The following is a 14,144-nucleotide window of genomic DNA, read 5'->3' on the forward strand; positions in this document are numbered from 1 at the left end:
CGTCCGCAGCCGCACCCGTGGCGCATCCTCGGGGCGACCCGAACTCGGCCTGCTCGGCTGCGGCGAAGACGGGCGCTGCCGGCCGCTGCTTGACCGGCAGCGCCCCCGCGCGCCGCCGTGCGACGCACGCTTATCGGGTCGCGACCCGTGTCCTCGGCCATACCCACGACCGGACGTGACAAACGCACGGTCAAGTGCGAGTTTGTGTCATCTCTCCACCGCAAGCGTTCGTCCGGGTGGGCGGACCGTGCAGTAGCGCACGCCAGGCCTGAAAGGCTGCACCATGAGCTTCCACGACGAGCAGCGTGGGAGCGTCCGACCTGCCGGCCTCGACGGCTCCCCCCGGCGGTGAGCTGGGGCAGCTGCGTGACCGGGTGGCCGAGCTGGACCAGCTCCGCTCCGTCGACGTCGATCGAATGCACCTGCTCGCGGCGCTCGCGGCCGGCCGGGCCTGAACCCGCGGTTGAAAACCGACCCCACGGGGCTGCCCGGCTACAAAACGGTGCTGTACCTCACCGACCCCGACGCCGGCCCCGGCGAGGGGCAGATGTCGTTCCCCACCGCCGACGCCGAGCTCACCCTGGTCGAGCACGTGCCGTGGGCTACCGAGGGGGACCCGCACGCGGTCTGGGACGGCACCGGCAAAAACTTCGTGCTCGCCAGACTGCGGAACCTGGCGAAGCATCGCGCCGACGCCGCTCGCGCGACGGGTGACTAGCCAAGCTCGGGTGACGGGCCTTTCGTCGTGCTCAGCGGCCCAGTTGCCGCTTGATCACCTCGCCCGGCGCCGCATCCCTCGACCCTTCTACGCCGAAGGCCTCGCCACCCGCCCCCGACCCCTGACCGCCGGCGCTTCTGACCTCCACGGCCGACACGAAGGGGGTGGGCGAGGGATACTCCGGGAGATGCTGGTGGCCGAGCGTCCAGGCGACGCCGGCGCCGCGTCCGGAGAAGGGAACCACAGTATGGAGATCCAGATCAGTACGGACAGCAACCTCAGCCGCGGCGAGGACCTGATCCGGTACTTCGAGGTCGAGCTCGAGTCGAAGCTGGCGCGGTTCAGTGAGCACCTCACCACGCTGGACGTCCACCTGAGCGACGAAATGGGCGGCAGCACTGACGGCGAAGACCGGCGGTGCGTGATCGAAGCCCGGCCCGCGGGGCGGCAGCCAGTCATCGCCACCCAGCACGCGGGGTCGGTTCCCGACGCGTTCAACGGCGCCGTGCAGAAGCTCGAGCGGGGGCTCGAGAAGCTGTTCGGCCGCGCGGCCCACCACAAAGGCGGCGAGTCCATCCGGCACATGAAGGAAGACCAAGAGAGCTGAAACCAGGCTGGGGTCGGACACGCGGTCAACGACGGCACTCGAGCACGACGTGGCGGCGAACCGTGAGCTCACAACACGGCCGCGCTCGCGATGAGCCGCACCACGTCATCGGGAGGGGAAGACCACCCCCTTCACCTCGTCGCCGGCGGCCGCTGCACGGCGTGCATGACAGATGAGCTGATCGCCGAATCAGGGGCGCGTTTTGCTCCGCTCCTGACCGGACCGAGTGGCATTCTCCTCCGATGAACCAAGAGCAGGTGCTCGCGTACGCAGTGGAACTGGCCGGTCGCCTTCGCAAAGGGATAAATTGGCACTCCGACGAGTACGGCGAGTACTGGACGGCCGCCGAACCAAGCGAGATGCACACGATCGTCGCCCCTGCGACCGAGGCGCGGGAATGCTTCCGCTTGTACGCCGGCGCGGACAGTCAATGGACTCCTCCAGGCCGACGAACTCTACAAAACGAAGGGTGGCGGCAAGTCGCTGGAGACGGGCGCTCGCGCCTTGGGTGATCTTCTGGACGCTTGGTCGGCGCAGGTCCGGCGAGGTGTGGTTGACCTGGTCGGTGAGCGGATCCGAGGTGAGATCGCCGGCGTCCGGACAGACCTGATGGGGCAGGTTCGCCAGTTGCTCGAAGACGGGAGCGTCCATCCAGCGGCGCCGATCGTGCTGTGCGGCGCCGCACTCGAGATCGCGCTTCGCGCACTCGCCGAGGCGAAAAACGTCGCCGTCGAGGAACGTCCGACGATGAACACGCTCACCACGGCTCTCCGGCGCGAAGGGCTGATCACGGCCCAAGACGTCAAGGACCTCACGATGTGCGCCGGCGTTCGGAATCAGGCGGCGCATGGTGACTTCGATGCACTCAGCGCGGAACGAGCTGGCCTGATGGAGCAGACCACCAACATGCTCCTGCGGCGCATCGCGGACATACAGGACGCAGGAAGCGACCTGACGGCAACCGTCTGAAGCCCCTTCTTCCCAGCTGAGCCAGCGATATCACAGGTTATCGGTAGTCGTGCCTCGAAAATCCGCACTACACCGGAGTATTCGGAGAGTCGGTGAGCCCGTCGAGGTACTCGGCGAGTTCGGCGGAGCGGCGGAACCGGGCGGCGTCCGGCCCGGGCCGCTGCTCGATCAGGTCGTCGGCGGCGAGGATGCGCCGCAAGCGCGGGGTATGCCGCCTACCAGCGGCTGATCGTCGAATGGCACATCGCGATCTACGACGAGAAGGCCGACAGCGGCGACGCCGTGCTGATGTCCATGACCTACTGAACCCGCTCGAGGATGATGCTGAGTTCCCCTCGCGCCTGCCTCCACTGCGGACATGGGGCGGGACGCAACCGGCGCCGACACTCCAGGCTCATTTCCGCTCAGCCATCCTGGTGATCTACATGCGAGCCGCTGCAGGGTCTCATTAACTAGGCGACACGGCGTTCATCACGGTGGCGAGCTCTGTGGCCGCGCCGGCCGGCCGGGAGATGTACAGCTGGGCGTACAGCCACCCGTCGGTCTCCAGGCCCTCCGGGTCCACACCCGCACTCGAGAGCTTGTCCAGGATCTGAGTCTGCTCCTCCGCCGAGGCGAACCTCCGCTGCCGGAACACACCGTCGACGCCGGCGCTCTGGTAGCCCAGTTCGGCCAGACGTGCCGCGACCGGGTCGTAGGAGAACATCCGCAGCACAAAATGCGCCATCCACGGCCGCGACCCGTGCGCGACCCGGGCGATGGTCTTGTCCGTGACGTACCCGACGCAGCCGGTCGAGATGACGAGGTCGACGCCGTCCAGCAGGTCCTGTTGCTCCGGCGTCGGATCGTCCTGCTCAAGGTCCGCGTGGATCGTGGCGTCGATGAACCCGGCCGATTGTGCATAGGCCAGCGCCGGACCCGAGTTGTCGAGACCGATGAAACGGATGTCTTCGGTACCCGCGTGCGAGCGGACCCGGCCACGGTCGGCCGCGAGCAGTGCTTCGTGGTCGAGGGCGAGCACATCCGGGCCCGTGTAGTAGTCGTAGAGCTGGTCTATCGTCACGTTGCACCGTTGCAGGACCGCGTTGACGCCATACGAGCAGCCGACGTCGAGCACGGTCGGTTCCGCGACGCCGCGTTCGGCGCGGTATTCCTCGATCAGCTTGCTGAAGTAGGGCTTGGCCAGTTGTGGAATGAGGTAGTCGACCTGGCCCAGTGTGCCGAAGAAGGAACGCGGATCCGGCTCGGCGTAGATGTGGTCGAAGGAGATTTTGCCGGTCGAGTCGAGAGGCATCCCAGTTTCCTTACTAGTTGTACTGCCCTGAGAGGCGAGGAGCAGCGTGGCAGTGCACGGCGGCGTTCGGCCTCGGACTGGCAGGGCCGAGCGTAGGCCCGTTCGGCAAGCAGGATGCGGCAAGCCGGCTTCCTCGGCGGTTTCCCGCCGCGCGGCCTGCAGCGGGGACTTGCCCGCTTCGCCACCACCGGCAACACCCTGCCAGCAGTCGGCATCAGCCCGCCGGAACAAGGCGAACTCCGTGCCCTGCGCGGTCTGACGGTAGGGCAGCACCAGAACCTGAAACGCAGCACGGTCGTTCATGACCAAGATCCTCCCAGCTCGCGGCTCGTCGGCAGCTTCGTAATACGGGCCCGGTCTCCGCCAGGCCGCAACTGCGCCGAACCCACGGGATTCCCCAGGTGCGCGAGCTTGCCCTGGAAGGCCTCGACCAGGCGCGCGGTCTCCGACTCCCGCGCCAGCGGCGCCTGGCGCAGGTACCGTTCGGTCGAGATCCGCGCCTCCCGCGCCGCACCTGCGGATGTCCACGGTTTCGTCGCAGCCCCCGGCTTCCTCCGACGCTTCGACGACACGCTGTGTCGCCTCCCCATCGCCGACGGTCGCTGATCGCGGTGGTGCCAGCCGCACCCGACGAAACTGGGCACCACGGCACGGCCACAGCCGCACCTCACCCGAACGGCCCCAGGCCCGCATCCGGGCTCGCGGGCGCCTCCGCCGACACTGAGCTGGCGCGTGCTCATCGGCTGGGCTTCCTGGCACGCCGTCCCGCTGCTGTGGCCCTGACCTCGACGATCTGCGGTGCAACCGCCCCCGCGGGGGTGATCGCGGGAGAAAGTTCGGCGGGGTGAGCAACTTTTCGGTGTCCTGAGTGATCAAGGGGGTGTTACTGCAGGAGATGGGGGTGGGTGTGCGGGGGCCGGGTGAGCGGTTCGAGGTGTTCGTCGAGCAGCACTACGGCGAGCTGTTGCGGTATGCGCTTGTGTTGACCGGCGATCGGGGCGACGCCGAGGACGTGGTGCACGATGCGCTGCTGAAGTTGGTCAAGCACGTCAGTCGCGCGGACATCGAGCACGAACGTGCCTACGCGCGGCAGGTGTTGTTCCGGGTGTTCTTGGCCCGCCGTGACCGCGGTCGGCGGGAGCGGCTGGTGCCCGACGCGGGTGCCGACGTTCAGGCCCGGGGGTGATGCGTTCGTCGTGTCGGCCGGCCGTGAGATGGTCGCGCTGCTGCACCGGTTGCCGCCGCGGATGCGGGCGGTGCTGGCCCGCCCGCTTCTACCTGGACTGAGCGAAGCCGAGACCGCGCGGCTGCTCGGCTGCGGGTGGGGACGGTCAAATCGTCGACCGCGCGCGGGCTGGCCCGGATGCGCGAGTTGTGGGAGAGCACCCACTCCCCCGGCGGCGCCAGCGCGCCCGCGCCCGCGTCGAGGCCTGTGTCGTCGTTATGGAGGGGAGATCGATGATGAAGTCGCAGGAGTTCACCGACGCTGTTCGCCGTGAGGAGGCATTCGGCGTGCTCGTGACGCTGTCCCAGGACACCAACGTCAAGCTCCGCGACGTCGCGCGAGCATTCCTGGACGAATTCCTCGCCACCCTGCCCGCCGAACCGCAAGGCGGCCCCACAGCCTCCGCTTGACCGCGAGGCCACCTGCGGACACGCCCCCTCCAGACCGCACTGCGGTCTTCGCCGGCGCGCCGCCCCGGGCCTACCCAAACATTCCCGCGGGAAACACACCGAGCGGCGGGCAGGTGGGGGTTCCCGGACATCATCTCGCGGTATATCCAACGGAATAGGCGCTGACCAGCGCGGACGAGGTGGTCAGCGCGTTCGCGTCGGTGGCGGGCGGCGCGGATTTCGTCGTCGGCGACCTGCTCGGCGAGCAGCGTGTAGAGCTGGGTGGTTTCGATGGAGACGTGGCCGAGCCGGCGGCGGACAACCCTGATGGAGACGCCGGAGTCGTTGAGCTCGGTGGCGTGGGCGTGGCGCAGCTGGTGGATGTCGCGGCGGGTGTCAGGCCCTATTCCGTTGAATTTTCGGCGAGATACCCGGGAATCCCAGCCGCGACGTACCGCGCATCCGGCCGCCGCGCCACGCGACAGGGTCAGGGTCGCCGGCGGCTTACTCACGTGCCGGGATGGGTCTTCGCTTTGATGTCGGTTCGATGCACGTTGCGTTGTTCGTGGACGACATCGAGGCCGTGCTGCGGGATTGCGCTGCAGCTGGATGGCGCAGCCATGGGACGCCGCGGGTCAGGCAGGAGGGTCCGGCCAAGGGGATGACCTTTCTGTATATGAGCGACCCGGACGGCACCATCGTGGAACTCGTCCAAGCCGCCTCCTGAGGGCGCGCGACGACAGCACTGGGCGTGCGCCGGGTGCCCTGGTTGAACAGCCGCAGGGAAGAAGTACGCGGGCGACCTGCACAAGGCCGCCCGGGCCGCGGTCCTCGGGGCACACCGCTCGCGTGGCCACGCCGACCGCGTGGCCATCCAGGTGCAGCTCGGGATTCTCGCGTCGCCGGCCGCGCTGGGCCGGGTGGTGCTCGACGGTGAGCTGTGCGCCTACCGGTCCGGGGGGCGGCTGGACTTCGCGGCGCTGGGCTACGGCCCGGCACGGCGCCGCGCTGAGGGCATCGCCGTGGTGTTCGTGGCGTTCGACCTGCTCGAGGCCCGTGGCCGTGACCTGCGGCTGTGGCCGCTGTCGCGCCGGCGCGAGCGGCTGGCCGCGGTGATCGGCGGGGGGAACGCCGGTGTGCAGCTGATGATCTCAACGCTCGACGTCGCCCAGGGTCGGACGTGGATCAGCGGGGAGCAGGCAGCCGTCGGTATCGAGGGGGCCGTCGCGAAGCCACTGGCCAGCCGGTACCCGATCCGCGGCGGCTGCGTCAACGTCCGGTTCCACGAGAACGTCGACGTGCTGGTGCTCGGCGTGACCGACTCCCCCGCCCGCCCGACGGCACTGGTGCTCGGCCAGGCGGACCCGCGCGGCCCGTGCTGGCGTTGCTGCCTGGAGCCGCCTACACCTTCGCCCTGGAACGAGTCGCCGGCAGCTACGGGATCAGCTTCTCCGACCGGCTCGTGCGGTTCCTGGCCGCCTCGGCCGTGATGCACGCAGTGTTCGCCGCAGGGGAGTACCTGCTCTACCGGTACTTGATCGTCGAGCACCGGCTGCAGAACGGCACAGCCAAGCGGGAACGTACGGGTGTGCGCGCTTCAGCCGGCAACTTAACTACCAGCACGGGGGTCGAGACCCGATCCCCGCTTTGACGGCACGCCTGCGGGTGTGCTCCACTACTTGCGGTTGAAGATTTTTGTGCTCGTTGTTTCCTGACGCCCGCAGAGGTTTTTGGCGAGCGTCGTCTCGGTGCCTCTCGGGCCTCCTTGGTTTCACGCTCGCAGCCCGGCCGCCTCGCAAGCGCCGCATGTTCGACGTGACAAGGAGTACTTATATGTCCCAGGGCACTGTGAAGTGGTTCAATTCCGAAAAGGGATTCGGTTTCATCTCCCCCGACGACGGCGGCGGCGACGTGTTCGTCCACTACTCGGAGATCACCGGTGGCGGTTTCCGCAACCTGGACGAGAACGCCCGAGTGCAGTTCGACGTCGGCCAGGGCAACCGCGGCCCGCAGGCCACGGCGGTGTCGGTCCTCTGACCACCACCACGCCGGCCGGGTCTCCACGTCGCCGTGGACGCCCGGCGGCACCCGCCCGCCCGCCCGCATCCCCATCACATCCGGCCCTTCGGGCTTCGAGGTGCAGACCATGACGTCAACATCCGGCCTGCCAGGCGTAGGACCGGCAGCCCGACTCACGTCTTGCCGTACCCGTCACCTGCGCGAGCACCAGCAACACCGTGCCCGCGCAGCTCGCACGGTCGCACGGATGGCCCGCGACGCGAAGGACGAGGGACTCCTGCTGTCCATTTTGGACCTCAAGCCCACGGCCGGCGCCGCAACGCCGAGCCTGGAGAGCGCGCTCGCGGCCTACACCCGCGCTGTGGCCGAGCAGATCGGCGTTCCCCTCGACGCGGTGACGCACGAAGTCACCGACACCGCCACGGCCTACCTCGGGCTCACCTCCCGCACCGCCGACCGCCCGCAGCGCGACCTGATGCTCATCTGGGACGAACGAATCGGCTGGTACGTCGCGATCGAACCACGCGGGAACGACCAACCGCCCGTGATCTGTCACCTCCGCGGCCGGATCGCACCACCGCCTACCACCGTCGCGCAGTTCGTCACCGACGTCCTCGGCGGACGCCGCAGCGGGCAACTCAGCCCGGTACCTCCCCAGCTCGACCGAGCAACGCTGGCAGCACACATGAGCGGAATCCCGGCATAACTAGCCGAACCTCCGAATTGCCCGATCGCCGCGACGATACCGCCACCCTGTGTGCCGTGCGCCTTCGTGCGCGACCTCGGCAACAAAGCTCATTGTCGTAGCCGAGGTGGGCCGGTCGGCCGCCGACGGGCCCCGTTGGTGAAGAGATGACATGAACACGCACTTGACCGTTTGTTTTTCACGTTCGGTGGTGGGTATGACTGGGGACACGGGCCGCGACCCGACAAGCGTGCGTCGCACGGCGGCAGACTGACTCGGCACGCGACCACCCGCGCCGCATGCCGCTATTCGTCCTGCGAAAGACGGGCGCTGCCGGCCGCTGCTTGACCGGCAGCGCCCCCCGCGCGCACCGCGCGCGGTCGCGCTGCTCGCTCACGCGGAGGTTGGATCGGGCAGCACGGCGGCGTCTTCGCCGGGCGGTGATGAGGTCGGCGAGGGTGGGCGCGGCGCTGTCGGCGAGGTGGCGTCCTTGTTCGAGGTAGGCCTCGGTGGTGGCGAGGCTGGCGTGGCCGAGGTCGCGGGAGATCTGGCGGATGGGGATGCCGCGGGCTTCGGCGGCGATGGCGTAGAGGTGCCGGGCCGCGTGGGGGTGGATGGTGTCGGCGATCGCGCGCACGGCGGCGGCGTGGGCGCGAATGGTGCTGGAGCTCACGCCTCGACGCAGGAGGCTGCGGCACAGGTACCGCAGCGCGTCGGTGATCTGCTGGGCTCCAGCCGGTTCCCGGCGCGGCTGGCCAGCAGCGGCCGATCGCCCGGTTTCGCCGACACCTGCCCGCGCACGGCGATCTCGCTGCTGGCCTCGGCGGCGTCGCGGTCGGCGAGGTACTCGTCGATCATGGCCAGGACCCAGTCGACGACCAGGACCCAGCGGCGTTTGCGGCCCTTGCCGTTGATCCACAGCGCGGGTTTCCCGCCGGGGCATCCGCCGCATCGGCTACCTCATCGACGACGACGGCGACGGTCTGCTCGAGGGCTACCTCAGCGACCTCGACCGCGCCATCGAACTGCTCGTCCGCCACCGCGCCGCGGCCGGCCCCGGCCTGTGCGGCGTGCCCTGGGGCGCGTGCCCCGAGCACGGCACGACCCTGCGCTCCAGCGGTGGCCGATCCTCGTGCATCGCGCCCGGCTGCGGGCGCAGCTGGAACTACGACCGCCTCGAGGTGCCCTGCGGCGAGCCGATCGCCGCGACCGTCACCGACGCCGACGGCGAGACCCGCAGCTACTGCCGCGGCCACGCCCGCGGCGCCGAACGCAAAGTGCTCGGCGCGACCGTCCGATACCTGAACCCCGGCACCGGACAGGCCGGCGCCAGCTAATCCCGCACCAGCCTCGAATCCAGCCGGACAGACCAGCTTTGCCCAGCACAGCCCTGTCCTGTCTCGCTGAAGCTGGCACCCGGCGCGTGTAGGTGGCACCGCCAACCCGCTCGATGTAAAGATCAATACCGGTGCACTGGTCCGACTACCGTGGACGGCTCGCGGGGGGCCCCGGCGCGTCGTCCGTCTACAGTGGACCTGCCGCCGGTTGTTCGCAGGTGGCGGCCCTTCCGGCTGGCGATCGGCCGGAGTAGAGTCGCCAGATTCGCCGCGTTCACTCCGGCCCCTGGTGACGCCGCTAGCAAGGCAGATCGGCAGGCACGCATTGTGCGTACTGCTCACCGCCGGTGGAGGACGAGCCGGCCAGCCACCGAGGGGGCACGCGGTGCGAGTGGGAATCCTCGATCTCCTCGGTCCACCGGCTCGGCGCCCGGTGGAACTGGGCTACCAGCTGCTGATCACCAAGCAGTACGCGAGCATCACCCCGCAAGCCATCTCCGTGTGGTGCCGGCAGATGGGGCACGAGACCTTCTACGCCACCTACTACGGCCTCGGCCGGCCGCACCGCCTGGTGCCCGCCGACCTCGACGTCGTCTTCATCTCCTGCTACACGCAGGTCAGCCACCTCGCCTACGCGCTCGCCAAGCTGTACCGCAAGGCGGGCGTGCGCACCGTGATCGGCGGCCCGCACGCGAAGGCGTTCCCCGCGGACTGCCTGCGGTTCTTCGACCTGGTCGTCCGCGAGTGCGACGAGGCGCTGGTCGCCGACATCCTGGCCGGGCAGTTCGACCCGGGCGCGGTGATCTCGTCGGAGAAGCCCTTCGACGACGTGCCGGCAGTCGAGGAGCGGATGCCCGAGATCCGTGCTTCGGCCTTCTTCCGGGGGCGGACACCCACGCCGCTGACGGCGGTGCCCATGCTCGCGAGCATGGGCTGCCCGTACCGGTGCGACTTCTGCATCGACTGGAGCAGCACCTACCGGCCGCTGTCGATCGAGCGGCTCGAGGCCGACCTGCGTTATCTTGCCACTCACCTGCCGGGCCGGCTGGTGGTGTTCCACGATCCCAACTTCGCGGTGAAGTTCGACCAGGTCTTCGAGGCGCTGGAGGCCCAGCCGCCGGGTGAGCGGCCCCCGTACGTCATCGAAAGCTCGCTGACGGTGCTGCGCGGCGACCGGCCGCGGCGGCTCAAGGACACGAACTGTGCCATGGTCGCGCCGGGCGTGGAGTCCTGGACGGACTACTCGAACAAGGCCGGGGTCGGGCGCGCCGGCGGCATGGCGAAGGTGGAGCGGGTCGCCGCGCACTTCGCGCAGCTGGCCGACAACGTGCCGTACCTGCAGGCGAACTTCATGTTCGGCCTCGACACCGACGAGGGTGACTCGCCGGTCGAACTGACGAAACGGTTCATGGATCTGGCGCCGTTCGCCTTCCCGACGATCAACATCCCGGTCCCGTTCGGCGGCACGCCGCTGCACGACGAGCTCGCGGCCGACGGGCGGATCCTCCCCACCATGCCGTTCAGCTTCTATTACGCGCCTTACGTGGTCACCACAATCAAGAACTACGACCCGGTGACCTACTACGACAAGCTCATCGAGCTCTACGGGCACGCCGCGTCACCCGAGATGCTGCGCCGGCGGCTGCGGACCGCGCCCAGCCGCGTGGTGCGCTGGGTGCACCGTGCGCGCACGGCCGGCTTCCGCGCCGACATCGGCAGCTTCCGGCGCATCCGCACCCTGCTGCGGTCCGACCCCGGCTTCCTGGCGTTCCACGAGGGGCGGACCACCGCGCTGCCGGAGTTCTACCGCCACCTCGGCGACCGGATGCTCGGCGACTACAGCGAGCTGCTCTCGGCCGCGGACCGGACTCCCGACCTGTCGGCCATCCGGCCGTAGCCGATCCACAGTGGACTCGGATCGGGGGCTCCCGGCGTAGGGTCCGGTGATGGCTCGAGACACGTGGTCGGCCGGGAGGCGTACGAGGTGTACGTCGGGCGGTGGAGCAGGCGTCGTAGCCGAGTCCGACCTCGCGCAGAGCTGCGGCGGACGAAGAGACGGGACTCCGAGAGGTCGGGACGATGAGGTTGCGCGCGGTGCGCGGCGGCCGCTGCGCACACGCGGGCTTCGAGGTGGGGTACATCGATCCGGACGCCGGCGAGAGCCGGGCTCCGCTCGCCGAGGTCGCGGCGGTGGCGTTCGAGGGGTTCACGCTCGTGATCGTCTCGATCGTCTCGATCGCCGTGATCACAGCCGGCATGGCCTGGCACTGGTTCGACTCGGATTTCGGCAAGTCGATCTTGCAGGTGGTCGTCGGTCCGGTGATCGGTGCCCTCGCGGCAGTTGTCGGCTACCTATTTGCGGAGCGGAAACGGGGCTAGCGCCATCGGACACGGGCCCACCGCCAGCTCAATCCACAGGGTACCGGTGACTCGGTCACGCGGCGATGAACAGCTGCGGCAGCTCGACCAGGTCCTTGCGCACGGCGACGTGCCGGTCGCGACGTTGTTTCTCCTCGTCCACCGCGGAGGTGTAGCGCGCGGAGAGCTCGTCGGTGGTCGCGCCGAAGCCCTGGACCTCGGCGACCCCCTCTCGTCGTTCATGATCCGCTCTGGCAGCGCCGGGGCGGAGCTCGCACCCGGCACTATCTCGGGCCCGATACCCGGGCCGGGCGCTCCGGGTCCGGCGCCGCGCCTCCCGGGTTGTCTGGACCAGGGGTTTTCCAGGTGTGACGGGCCGCCTCGTCGCGTTGACTGGATGTCAACCGGCACGATGAACGGCGAAACGCCCGGCGCGTGGGAAAACAGCGGTTCGGGCGCCGCTGGCGGGCCCGCCAGCGGAAGGAGCGAGGCATGAGACCCGGCGCCTTGGACTGGTGACGGTGGCGTCACCCGGTGACAGTGAGCTCCTCAGCTGGCGCCGCGCGCGGATGCCCAGCTCGTGAATGCCTTGCTCAAATGCCATTCGACCGTGCGCGGGCTCACTGTCAGCCGCGCGGCGATCTCCCGGTTCGTGTGCCCGTCGCGAGCCAGGCGCGCGATGAACGCCTCTTGGGGGAGAGCGGGCCTAAGGCGTCGGACGGGCGCACGGACTCGGCCATCCGCGAAGCTCGCGGTAGGAGCGGCGAAGGCCTCCGCGCCGATGCGGCCAGGATTGGTACCGGCGCAAGATTGCCGACCAGGAGAAGCACGTGCCCGACTTCCATGACGCCGGCCAATCCAAGACCGGTCCTCGACGAGGGATGAGCCCGCTCTTGTGCTCGTCAAGGAACCTTGACGCACTGGATTTGTCAAGGTTCCTTGACAGTGGGAGTGGACGGGGAGGCACGGATGAGCTGGATCAACGACGGCGGAGACCACGAGGGCTGGGTGGCCCGGATTCTCGATGACGGCCGCGAGGCGCATGGCAGTACCAGCCGCCGCCGGGATGACGGCAGCGTGGAGTTCCTTGAGCTGGCCCCTCCGGTCGGTGGTCGATGGCCGGAACGCGAAGAGCAGGTGTCGTCGGATCGGGTGTGCCGGTGGGTTGTGGCGTGCACGTGCGGCTGGCGGGGCTCCAGCTGGGAGCGGGTGACCGAGCTGCACCAGGCCAGCGAGGTCGAGGGGCGCGAGTGGCGTCCGTTGGGCGACGTCGGCGACGAGCCCCAGCACGTCGAGGAGATCGCGCACACGGAGTGGCGCCGGCACCTGGAGCCGCACGACGCCTCGGCGGCGGTGAGCCGGGCCGCGGCGGCGGTGGCCCGGAACCAGGAGCTGTGGCCGTTCCTGCTCGACGCTGAAGGCCCGTTTACCGAGGTCACGCCCACGGCGAGGTGAGTGGCCCGCCCTTGCCTTCCCCACTCGGCAGGCCGCATTCCTGGTCGAGCTCAGGTGTTCTGGGGTTGTTGGGCCTTGCACGGGGTTCCTGCGGGGGTGGGACCAGGTTCGAGCTGGGCCAGAACGCGCCTTCGGCGGCAAAACGGTGCACGTGCTCGGTCAGCTCGTCGAGGTGCTGCTGCCGATCGGCCGGCCCCACCTGGGACTGGCCGCCGTCGGGGTGGCCCGGATAGACGAGTCCGCGGACTTCGACACAACCGATCTGCCGCGAGACTGACCGTCGGCGGTCGCATGTCCGGCACCCGCGTGGCGTTGCCCGGCCGCTGATCCGGCCGCGGCCGGGCACCTTTGGGTGCTATCCCGGAGCACCCAAACCGCGAATGTCTGGCGATCAGGCGCCGAGGCGGCTGTAGAGGCGGCTGGCCAGGGCTGCGGCCAGCCGGTGCAACTCCCCTGGCGGATCCAGCTGCGCGAACTGCCCGAGCAGCTCCGCCGCCGCGTAGGCCTCGGCCTCCGACAGCACCGCCACCCACCGCTCCCGCCGCCCCCGCTCCACCAACCGCGTCAGGGCTTCGGCGTACTCGCCCAGGTCACGCACCCCGAGCAGGCCGTACCGATCACCCAGCGGATCCTGCGCGACCTCGTCACTCACGCTCGTGCGCCCCCTCGCCCCACCACCCGTCCGACCCGACCCAGAAAATCTATGGCGCTCGGAGTAGACATTCAACGGCGAGTGTGTGTAATGTTCTCCACGTACGAGAGAGACAACGTCAAGCAGGCGCGGGAGAGAACGTAACTACCCGCGAGGTGAGACAAGACGGTCAGGCAGGCCGGAGCCGATCAAGGAACAGGTTCCGGCTGGTGACCGGAGCAGCACCCGGGACCGAGTGATGACGAGGTGTGACCAGGTAGTGCCGGTCCCGGAGCAGTAGTGCAGGACGCGGGCGGAGCGCGTGCGCCCGCGAAGATCAGCAGTATCAGTAGTAGTTGTTGTGTTGTCAGTGCAGTTGCAGGACCGGTCAGGTGGCCGGAGCCGATCAGTGAACGGGGCTCCGGGCAGTGACCAGCGGCGTCAGTGTGCTGGGACC

Annotated in this window: 21 protein-coding genes and 1 pseudogene; 15 read left to right on the top strand and 7 right to left on the bottom strand. The window is 69.2% G+C overall.

Annotated features, from left to right (window positions below; translation table 11 throughout):
• Positions 1 to 305 precede the first annotated feature (305 nt).
• The 4 genes from AB0F91_RS45845 to AB0F91_RS45860 all read left to right on the top strand — a co-directional run bounded on the left by AB0F91_RS45845 (position 306) and on the right by AB0F91_RS45860 (position 2,294).
• Positions 306 to 455, top strand: a complete 150-nt coding sequence (locus AB0F91_RS45845) for a hypothetical protein (protein ID WP_360608596.1) — start codon at positions 306 to 308, stop codon at positions 453 to 455.
• 8 nt (positions 456 to 463) lie between these two features.
• The gene (locus AB0F91_RS45850) at positions 464 to 718 is read left to right on the top strand and encodes a hypothetical protein (protein ID WP_360608598.1); all 255 of its coding nucleotides are present in this window, start codon (positions 464 to 466) and stop codon (positions 716 to 718) included.
• Positions 719 to 965: 247 nt separating this feature from the next.
• Positions 966 to 1,325, top strand: coding sequence for an HPF/RaiA family ribosome-associated protein (locus AB0F91_RS45855; RefSeq protein ID WP_360608600.1), 360 nt, complete (start codon positions 966 to 968; stop codon positions 1,323 to 1,325).
• A 549-nt stretch (positions 1,326 to 1,874) separates the two neighbouring features.
• Complete coding sequence (locus AB0F91_RS45860) at positions 1,875 to 2,294, top strand: hypothetical protein (RefSeq protein WP_360608602.1); 420 nt, start codon at positions 1,875 to 1,877, stop codon at positions 2,292 to 2,294.
• A 67-nt stretch (positions 2,295 to 2,361) separates the two neighbouring features.
• Here AB0F91_RS45860 and AB0F91_RS45865 read toward each other — a convergent pair whose 3' ends face one another.
• A complete protein-coding gene (locus tag AB0F91_RS45865; RefSeq protein WP_360608604.1) occupies positions 2,362 to 2,493 on the bottom strand; it encodes a hypothetical protein in 132 nt (43 codons plus the stop codon).
• 249 nt (positions 2,494 to 2,742) lie between these two features.
• A complete protein-coding gene (locus AB0F91_RS45870) occupies positions 2,743 to 3,891 on the bottom strand; it encodes an NUDIX domain-containing protein (RefSeq protein ID WP_360608606.1) in 1,149 nt (382 codons plus the stop codon).
• Between the two features lie 565 nt (positions 3,892 to 4,456).
• On the opposite strand from AB0F91_RS45870, the gene AB0F91_RS45875 reads away from it, so the two are divergent.
• The gene (locus AB0F91_RS45875; protein WP_360608608.1) at positions 4,457 to 4,774 is read left to right on the top strand and encodes a sigma-70 family RNA polymerase sigma factor; all 318 of its coding nucleotides are present in this window, start codon (positions 4,457 to 4,459) and stop codon (positions 4,772 to 4,774) included.
• Positions 4,775 to 5,046: 272 nt separating this feature from the next.
• Positions 5,047 to 5,223 carry an ANTAR domain-containing protein gene (locus tag AB0F91_RS45880; protein ID WP_360608610.1) on the top strand — a complete coding sequence of 59 codons (177 nt, stop codon included), beginning with the start codon at positions 5,047 to 5,049 and terminating at the stop codon, positions 5,221 to 5,223.
• Between the two features lie 251 nt (positions 5,224 to 5,474).
• Here AB0F91_RS45880 and AB0F91_RS45885 read toward each other — a convergent pair.
• A pseudogene (locus AB0F91_RS45885) lies at positions 5,475 to 5,714 on the bottom strand (site-specific integrase); the annotation flags it as partial.
• A gap of 8 nt (positions 5,715 to 5,722) precedes the next feature.
• On the opposite strand from AB0F91_RS45885, the gene AB0F91_RS45890 reads away from it, so the two are divergent.
• From AB0F91_RS45890 to AB0F91_RS45905, 4 genes are all read left to right on the top strand, one after another.
• A complete protein-coding gene (locus AB0F91_RS45890; protein ID WP_360608612.1) occupies positions 5,723 to 5,929 on the top strand; it encodes a VOC family protein in 207 nt (68 codons plus the stop codon).
• A gap of 139 nt (positions 5,930 to 6,068) precedes the next feature.
• On the top strand, positions 6,069 to 6,692 hold the full coding sequence (locus tag AB0F91_RS45895) for a hypothetical protein (RefSeq protein WP_360608614.1): 624 nt from the start codon (positions 6,069 to 6,071) through the stop codon (positions 6,690 to 6,692).
• Between the two features lie 343 nt (positions 6,693 to 7,035).
• Positions 7,036 to 7,239 (top strand): cold-shock protein, encoded by a 204-nt coding sequence (locus tag AB0F91_RS45900; RefSeq protein WP_360608616.1) that lies wholly within the window; start codon positions 7,036 to 7,038, stop codon positions 7,237 to 7,239.
• A 229-nt stretch (positions 7,240 to 7,468) separates the two neighbouring features.
• Positions 7,469 to 7,927: a DUF6292 family protein gene (locus AB0F91_RS45905; protein WP_360608618.1), complete on the top strand. Its 459-nt coding sequence runs from the start codon at positions 7,469 to 7,471 to the stop codon at positions 7,925 to 7,927.
• Positions 7,928 to 8,105: 178 nt separating this feature from the next.
• Here the strand turns inward: AB0F91_RS45905 and AB0F91_RS45910 are convergent, their stop codons facing one another.
• Both AB0F91_RS45910 and AB0F91_RS45915 read right to left on the bottom strand, forming a co-directional pair.
• Entirely contained in the window at positions 8,106 to 8,579 is a 474-nt protein-coding gene (locus AB0F91_RS45910) for a tyrosine-type recombinase/integrase (RefSeq protein ID WP_360608620.1), read from the bottom strand.
• Positions 8,576 to 8,764: a hypothetical protein gene (locus AB0F91_RS45915; protein WP_360608622.1), complete on the bottom strand. Its 189-nt coding sequence runs from the start codon at positions 8,762 to 8,764 to the stop codon at positions 8,576 to 8,578. The genes AB0F91_RS45910 and AB0F91_RS45915 overlap by 4 nt, the downstream gene beginning before the upstream one ends.
• A gap of 212 nt (positions 8,765 to 8,976) precedes the next feature.
• On the opposite strand from AB0F91_RS45915, the gene AB0F91_RS45920 reads away from it, so the two are divergent.
• The 3 genes from AB0F91_RS45920 (at position 8,977) to AB0F91_RS45930 (ending at position 11,622) form a co-directional block, all read left to right on the top strand.
• Positions 8,977 to 9,243: a hypothetical protein gene (locus tag AB0F91_RS45920; protein WP_360608624.1), complete on the top strand. Its 267-nt coding sequence runs from the start codon at positions 8,977 to 8,979 to the stop codon at positions 9,241 to 9,243.
• 385 nt (positions 9,244 to 9,628) lie between these two features.
• Positions 9,629 to 11,140, top strand: coding sequence for a radical SAM protein (locus tag AB0F91_RS45925; protein ID WP_360608626.1), 1,512 nt, complete (start codon positions 9,629 to 9,631; stop codon positions 11,138 to 11,140).
• Between the two features lie 182 nt (positions 11,141 to 11,322).
• Positions 11,323 to 11,622 carry a hypothetical protein gene (locus tag AB0F91_RS45930; protein ID WP_360608628.1) on the top strand — a complete coding sequence of 100 codons (300 nt, stop codon included), beginning with the start codon at positions 11,323 to 11,325 and terminating at the stop codon, positions 11,620 to 11,622.
• A gap of 528 nt (positions 11,623 to 12,150) precedes the next feature.
• Here the strand turns inward: AB0F91_RS45930 and AB0F91_RS45935 are convergent.
• A complete protein-coding gene (locus AB0F91_RS45935) occupies positions 12,151 to 12,645 on the bottom strand; it encodes a helix-turn-helix transcriptional regulator (protein WP_360608630.1) in 495 nt (164 codons plus the stop codon).
• Here AB0F91_RS45935 and AB0F91_RS45940 point away from each other — a divergent pair.
• A complete protein-coding gene (locus AB0F91_RS45940) occupies positions 12,571 to 13,056 on the top strand; it encodes a hypothetical protein (protein ID WP_360608636.1) in 486 nt (161 codons plus the stop codon). The two genes, AB0F91_RS45935 and AB0F91_RS45940, sit on opposite strands and share 75 nt — an antisense overlap.
• A 151-nt stretch (positions 13,057 to 13,207) precedes the next feature.
• On the top strand, positions 13,208 to 13,333 hold the full coding sequence (locus AB0F91_RS45945) for a hypothetical protein (protein WP_360608632.1): 126 nt from the start codon (positions 13,208 to 13,210) through the stop codon (positions 13,331 to 13,333).
• Positions 13,334 to 13,447: 114 nt separating this feature from the next.
• Here the strand turns inward: AB0F91_RS45945 and AB0F91_RS45950 are convergent, their stop codons facing one another.
• Positions 13,448 to 13,708, bottom strand: coding sequence for a hypothetical protein (locus tag AB0F91_RS45950; RefSeq protein WP_360608634.1), 261 nt, complete (start codon positions 13,706 to 13,708; stop codon positions 13,448 to 13,450).
• Positions 13,709 to 14,144 lie beyond the last annotated feature (436 nt).

It is taken from the genome of Amycolatopsis sp. NPDC023774 (genome assembly GCF_040639695.1).
Lineage (GTDB): Bacteria > Actinomycetota > Actinomycetes > Mycobacteriales > Pseudonocardiaceae > Amycolatopsis.

What these genes read in the sequence shown, in the direction of transcription:
- AB0F91_RS45855 (WP_360608600.1), top strand. Translation starts at nt 966, where the DNA reads ATGGAGATCCAGATCAGTACGGACAGCAACCTCAGCCGCGGCGAGGAC.
- AB0F91_RS45870 (WP_360608606.1), bottom strand. Translation starts at nt 3,891, where the DNA reads ATGAACGACCGTGCTGCGTTTCAGGTTCTGGTGCTGCCCTACCGTCAG.
- AB0F91_RS45880 (WP_360608610.1), top strand. Translation starts at nt 5,047, where the DNA reads ATGATGAAGTCGCAGGAGTTCACCGACGCTGTTCGCCGTGAGGAGGCA.
- AB0F91_RS45890 (WP_360608612.1), top strand. Translation starts at nt 5,723, where the DNA reads ATGGGTCTTCGCTTTGATGTCGGTTCGATGCACGTTGCGTTGTTCGTG.
- AB0F91_RS45900 (WP_360608616.1), top strand. Translation starts at nt 7,036, where the DNA reads ATGTCCCAGGGCACTGTGAAGTGGTTCAATTCCGAAAAGGGATTCGGT.
- AB0F91_RS45905 (WP_360608618.1), top strand. Translation starts at nt 7,469, where the DNA reads ATGGCCCGCGACGCGAAGGACGAGGGACTCCTGCTGTCCATTTTGGAC.
- AB0F91_RS45915 (WP_360608622.1), bottom strand. Translation starts at nt 8,764, where the DNA reads ATGATCGACGAGTACCTCGCCGACCGCGACGCCGCCGAGGCCAGCAGC.
- AB0F91_RS45930 (WP_360608628.1), top strand. Translation starts at nt 11,323, where the DNA reads ATGAGGTTGCGCGCGGTGCGCGGCGGCCGCTGCGCACACGCGGGCTTC.
- AB0F91_RS45940 (WP_360608636.1), top strand. Translation starts at nt 12,571, where the DNA reads ATGAGCTGGATCAACGACGGCGGAGACCACGAGGGCTGGGTGGCCCGG.
- AB0F91_RS45935 (WP_360608630.1), bottom strand. Translation starts at nt 12,645, where the DNA reads ATGCGCCTCGCGGCCGTCATCGAGAATCCGGGCCACCCAGCCCTCGTG.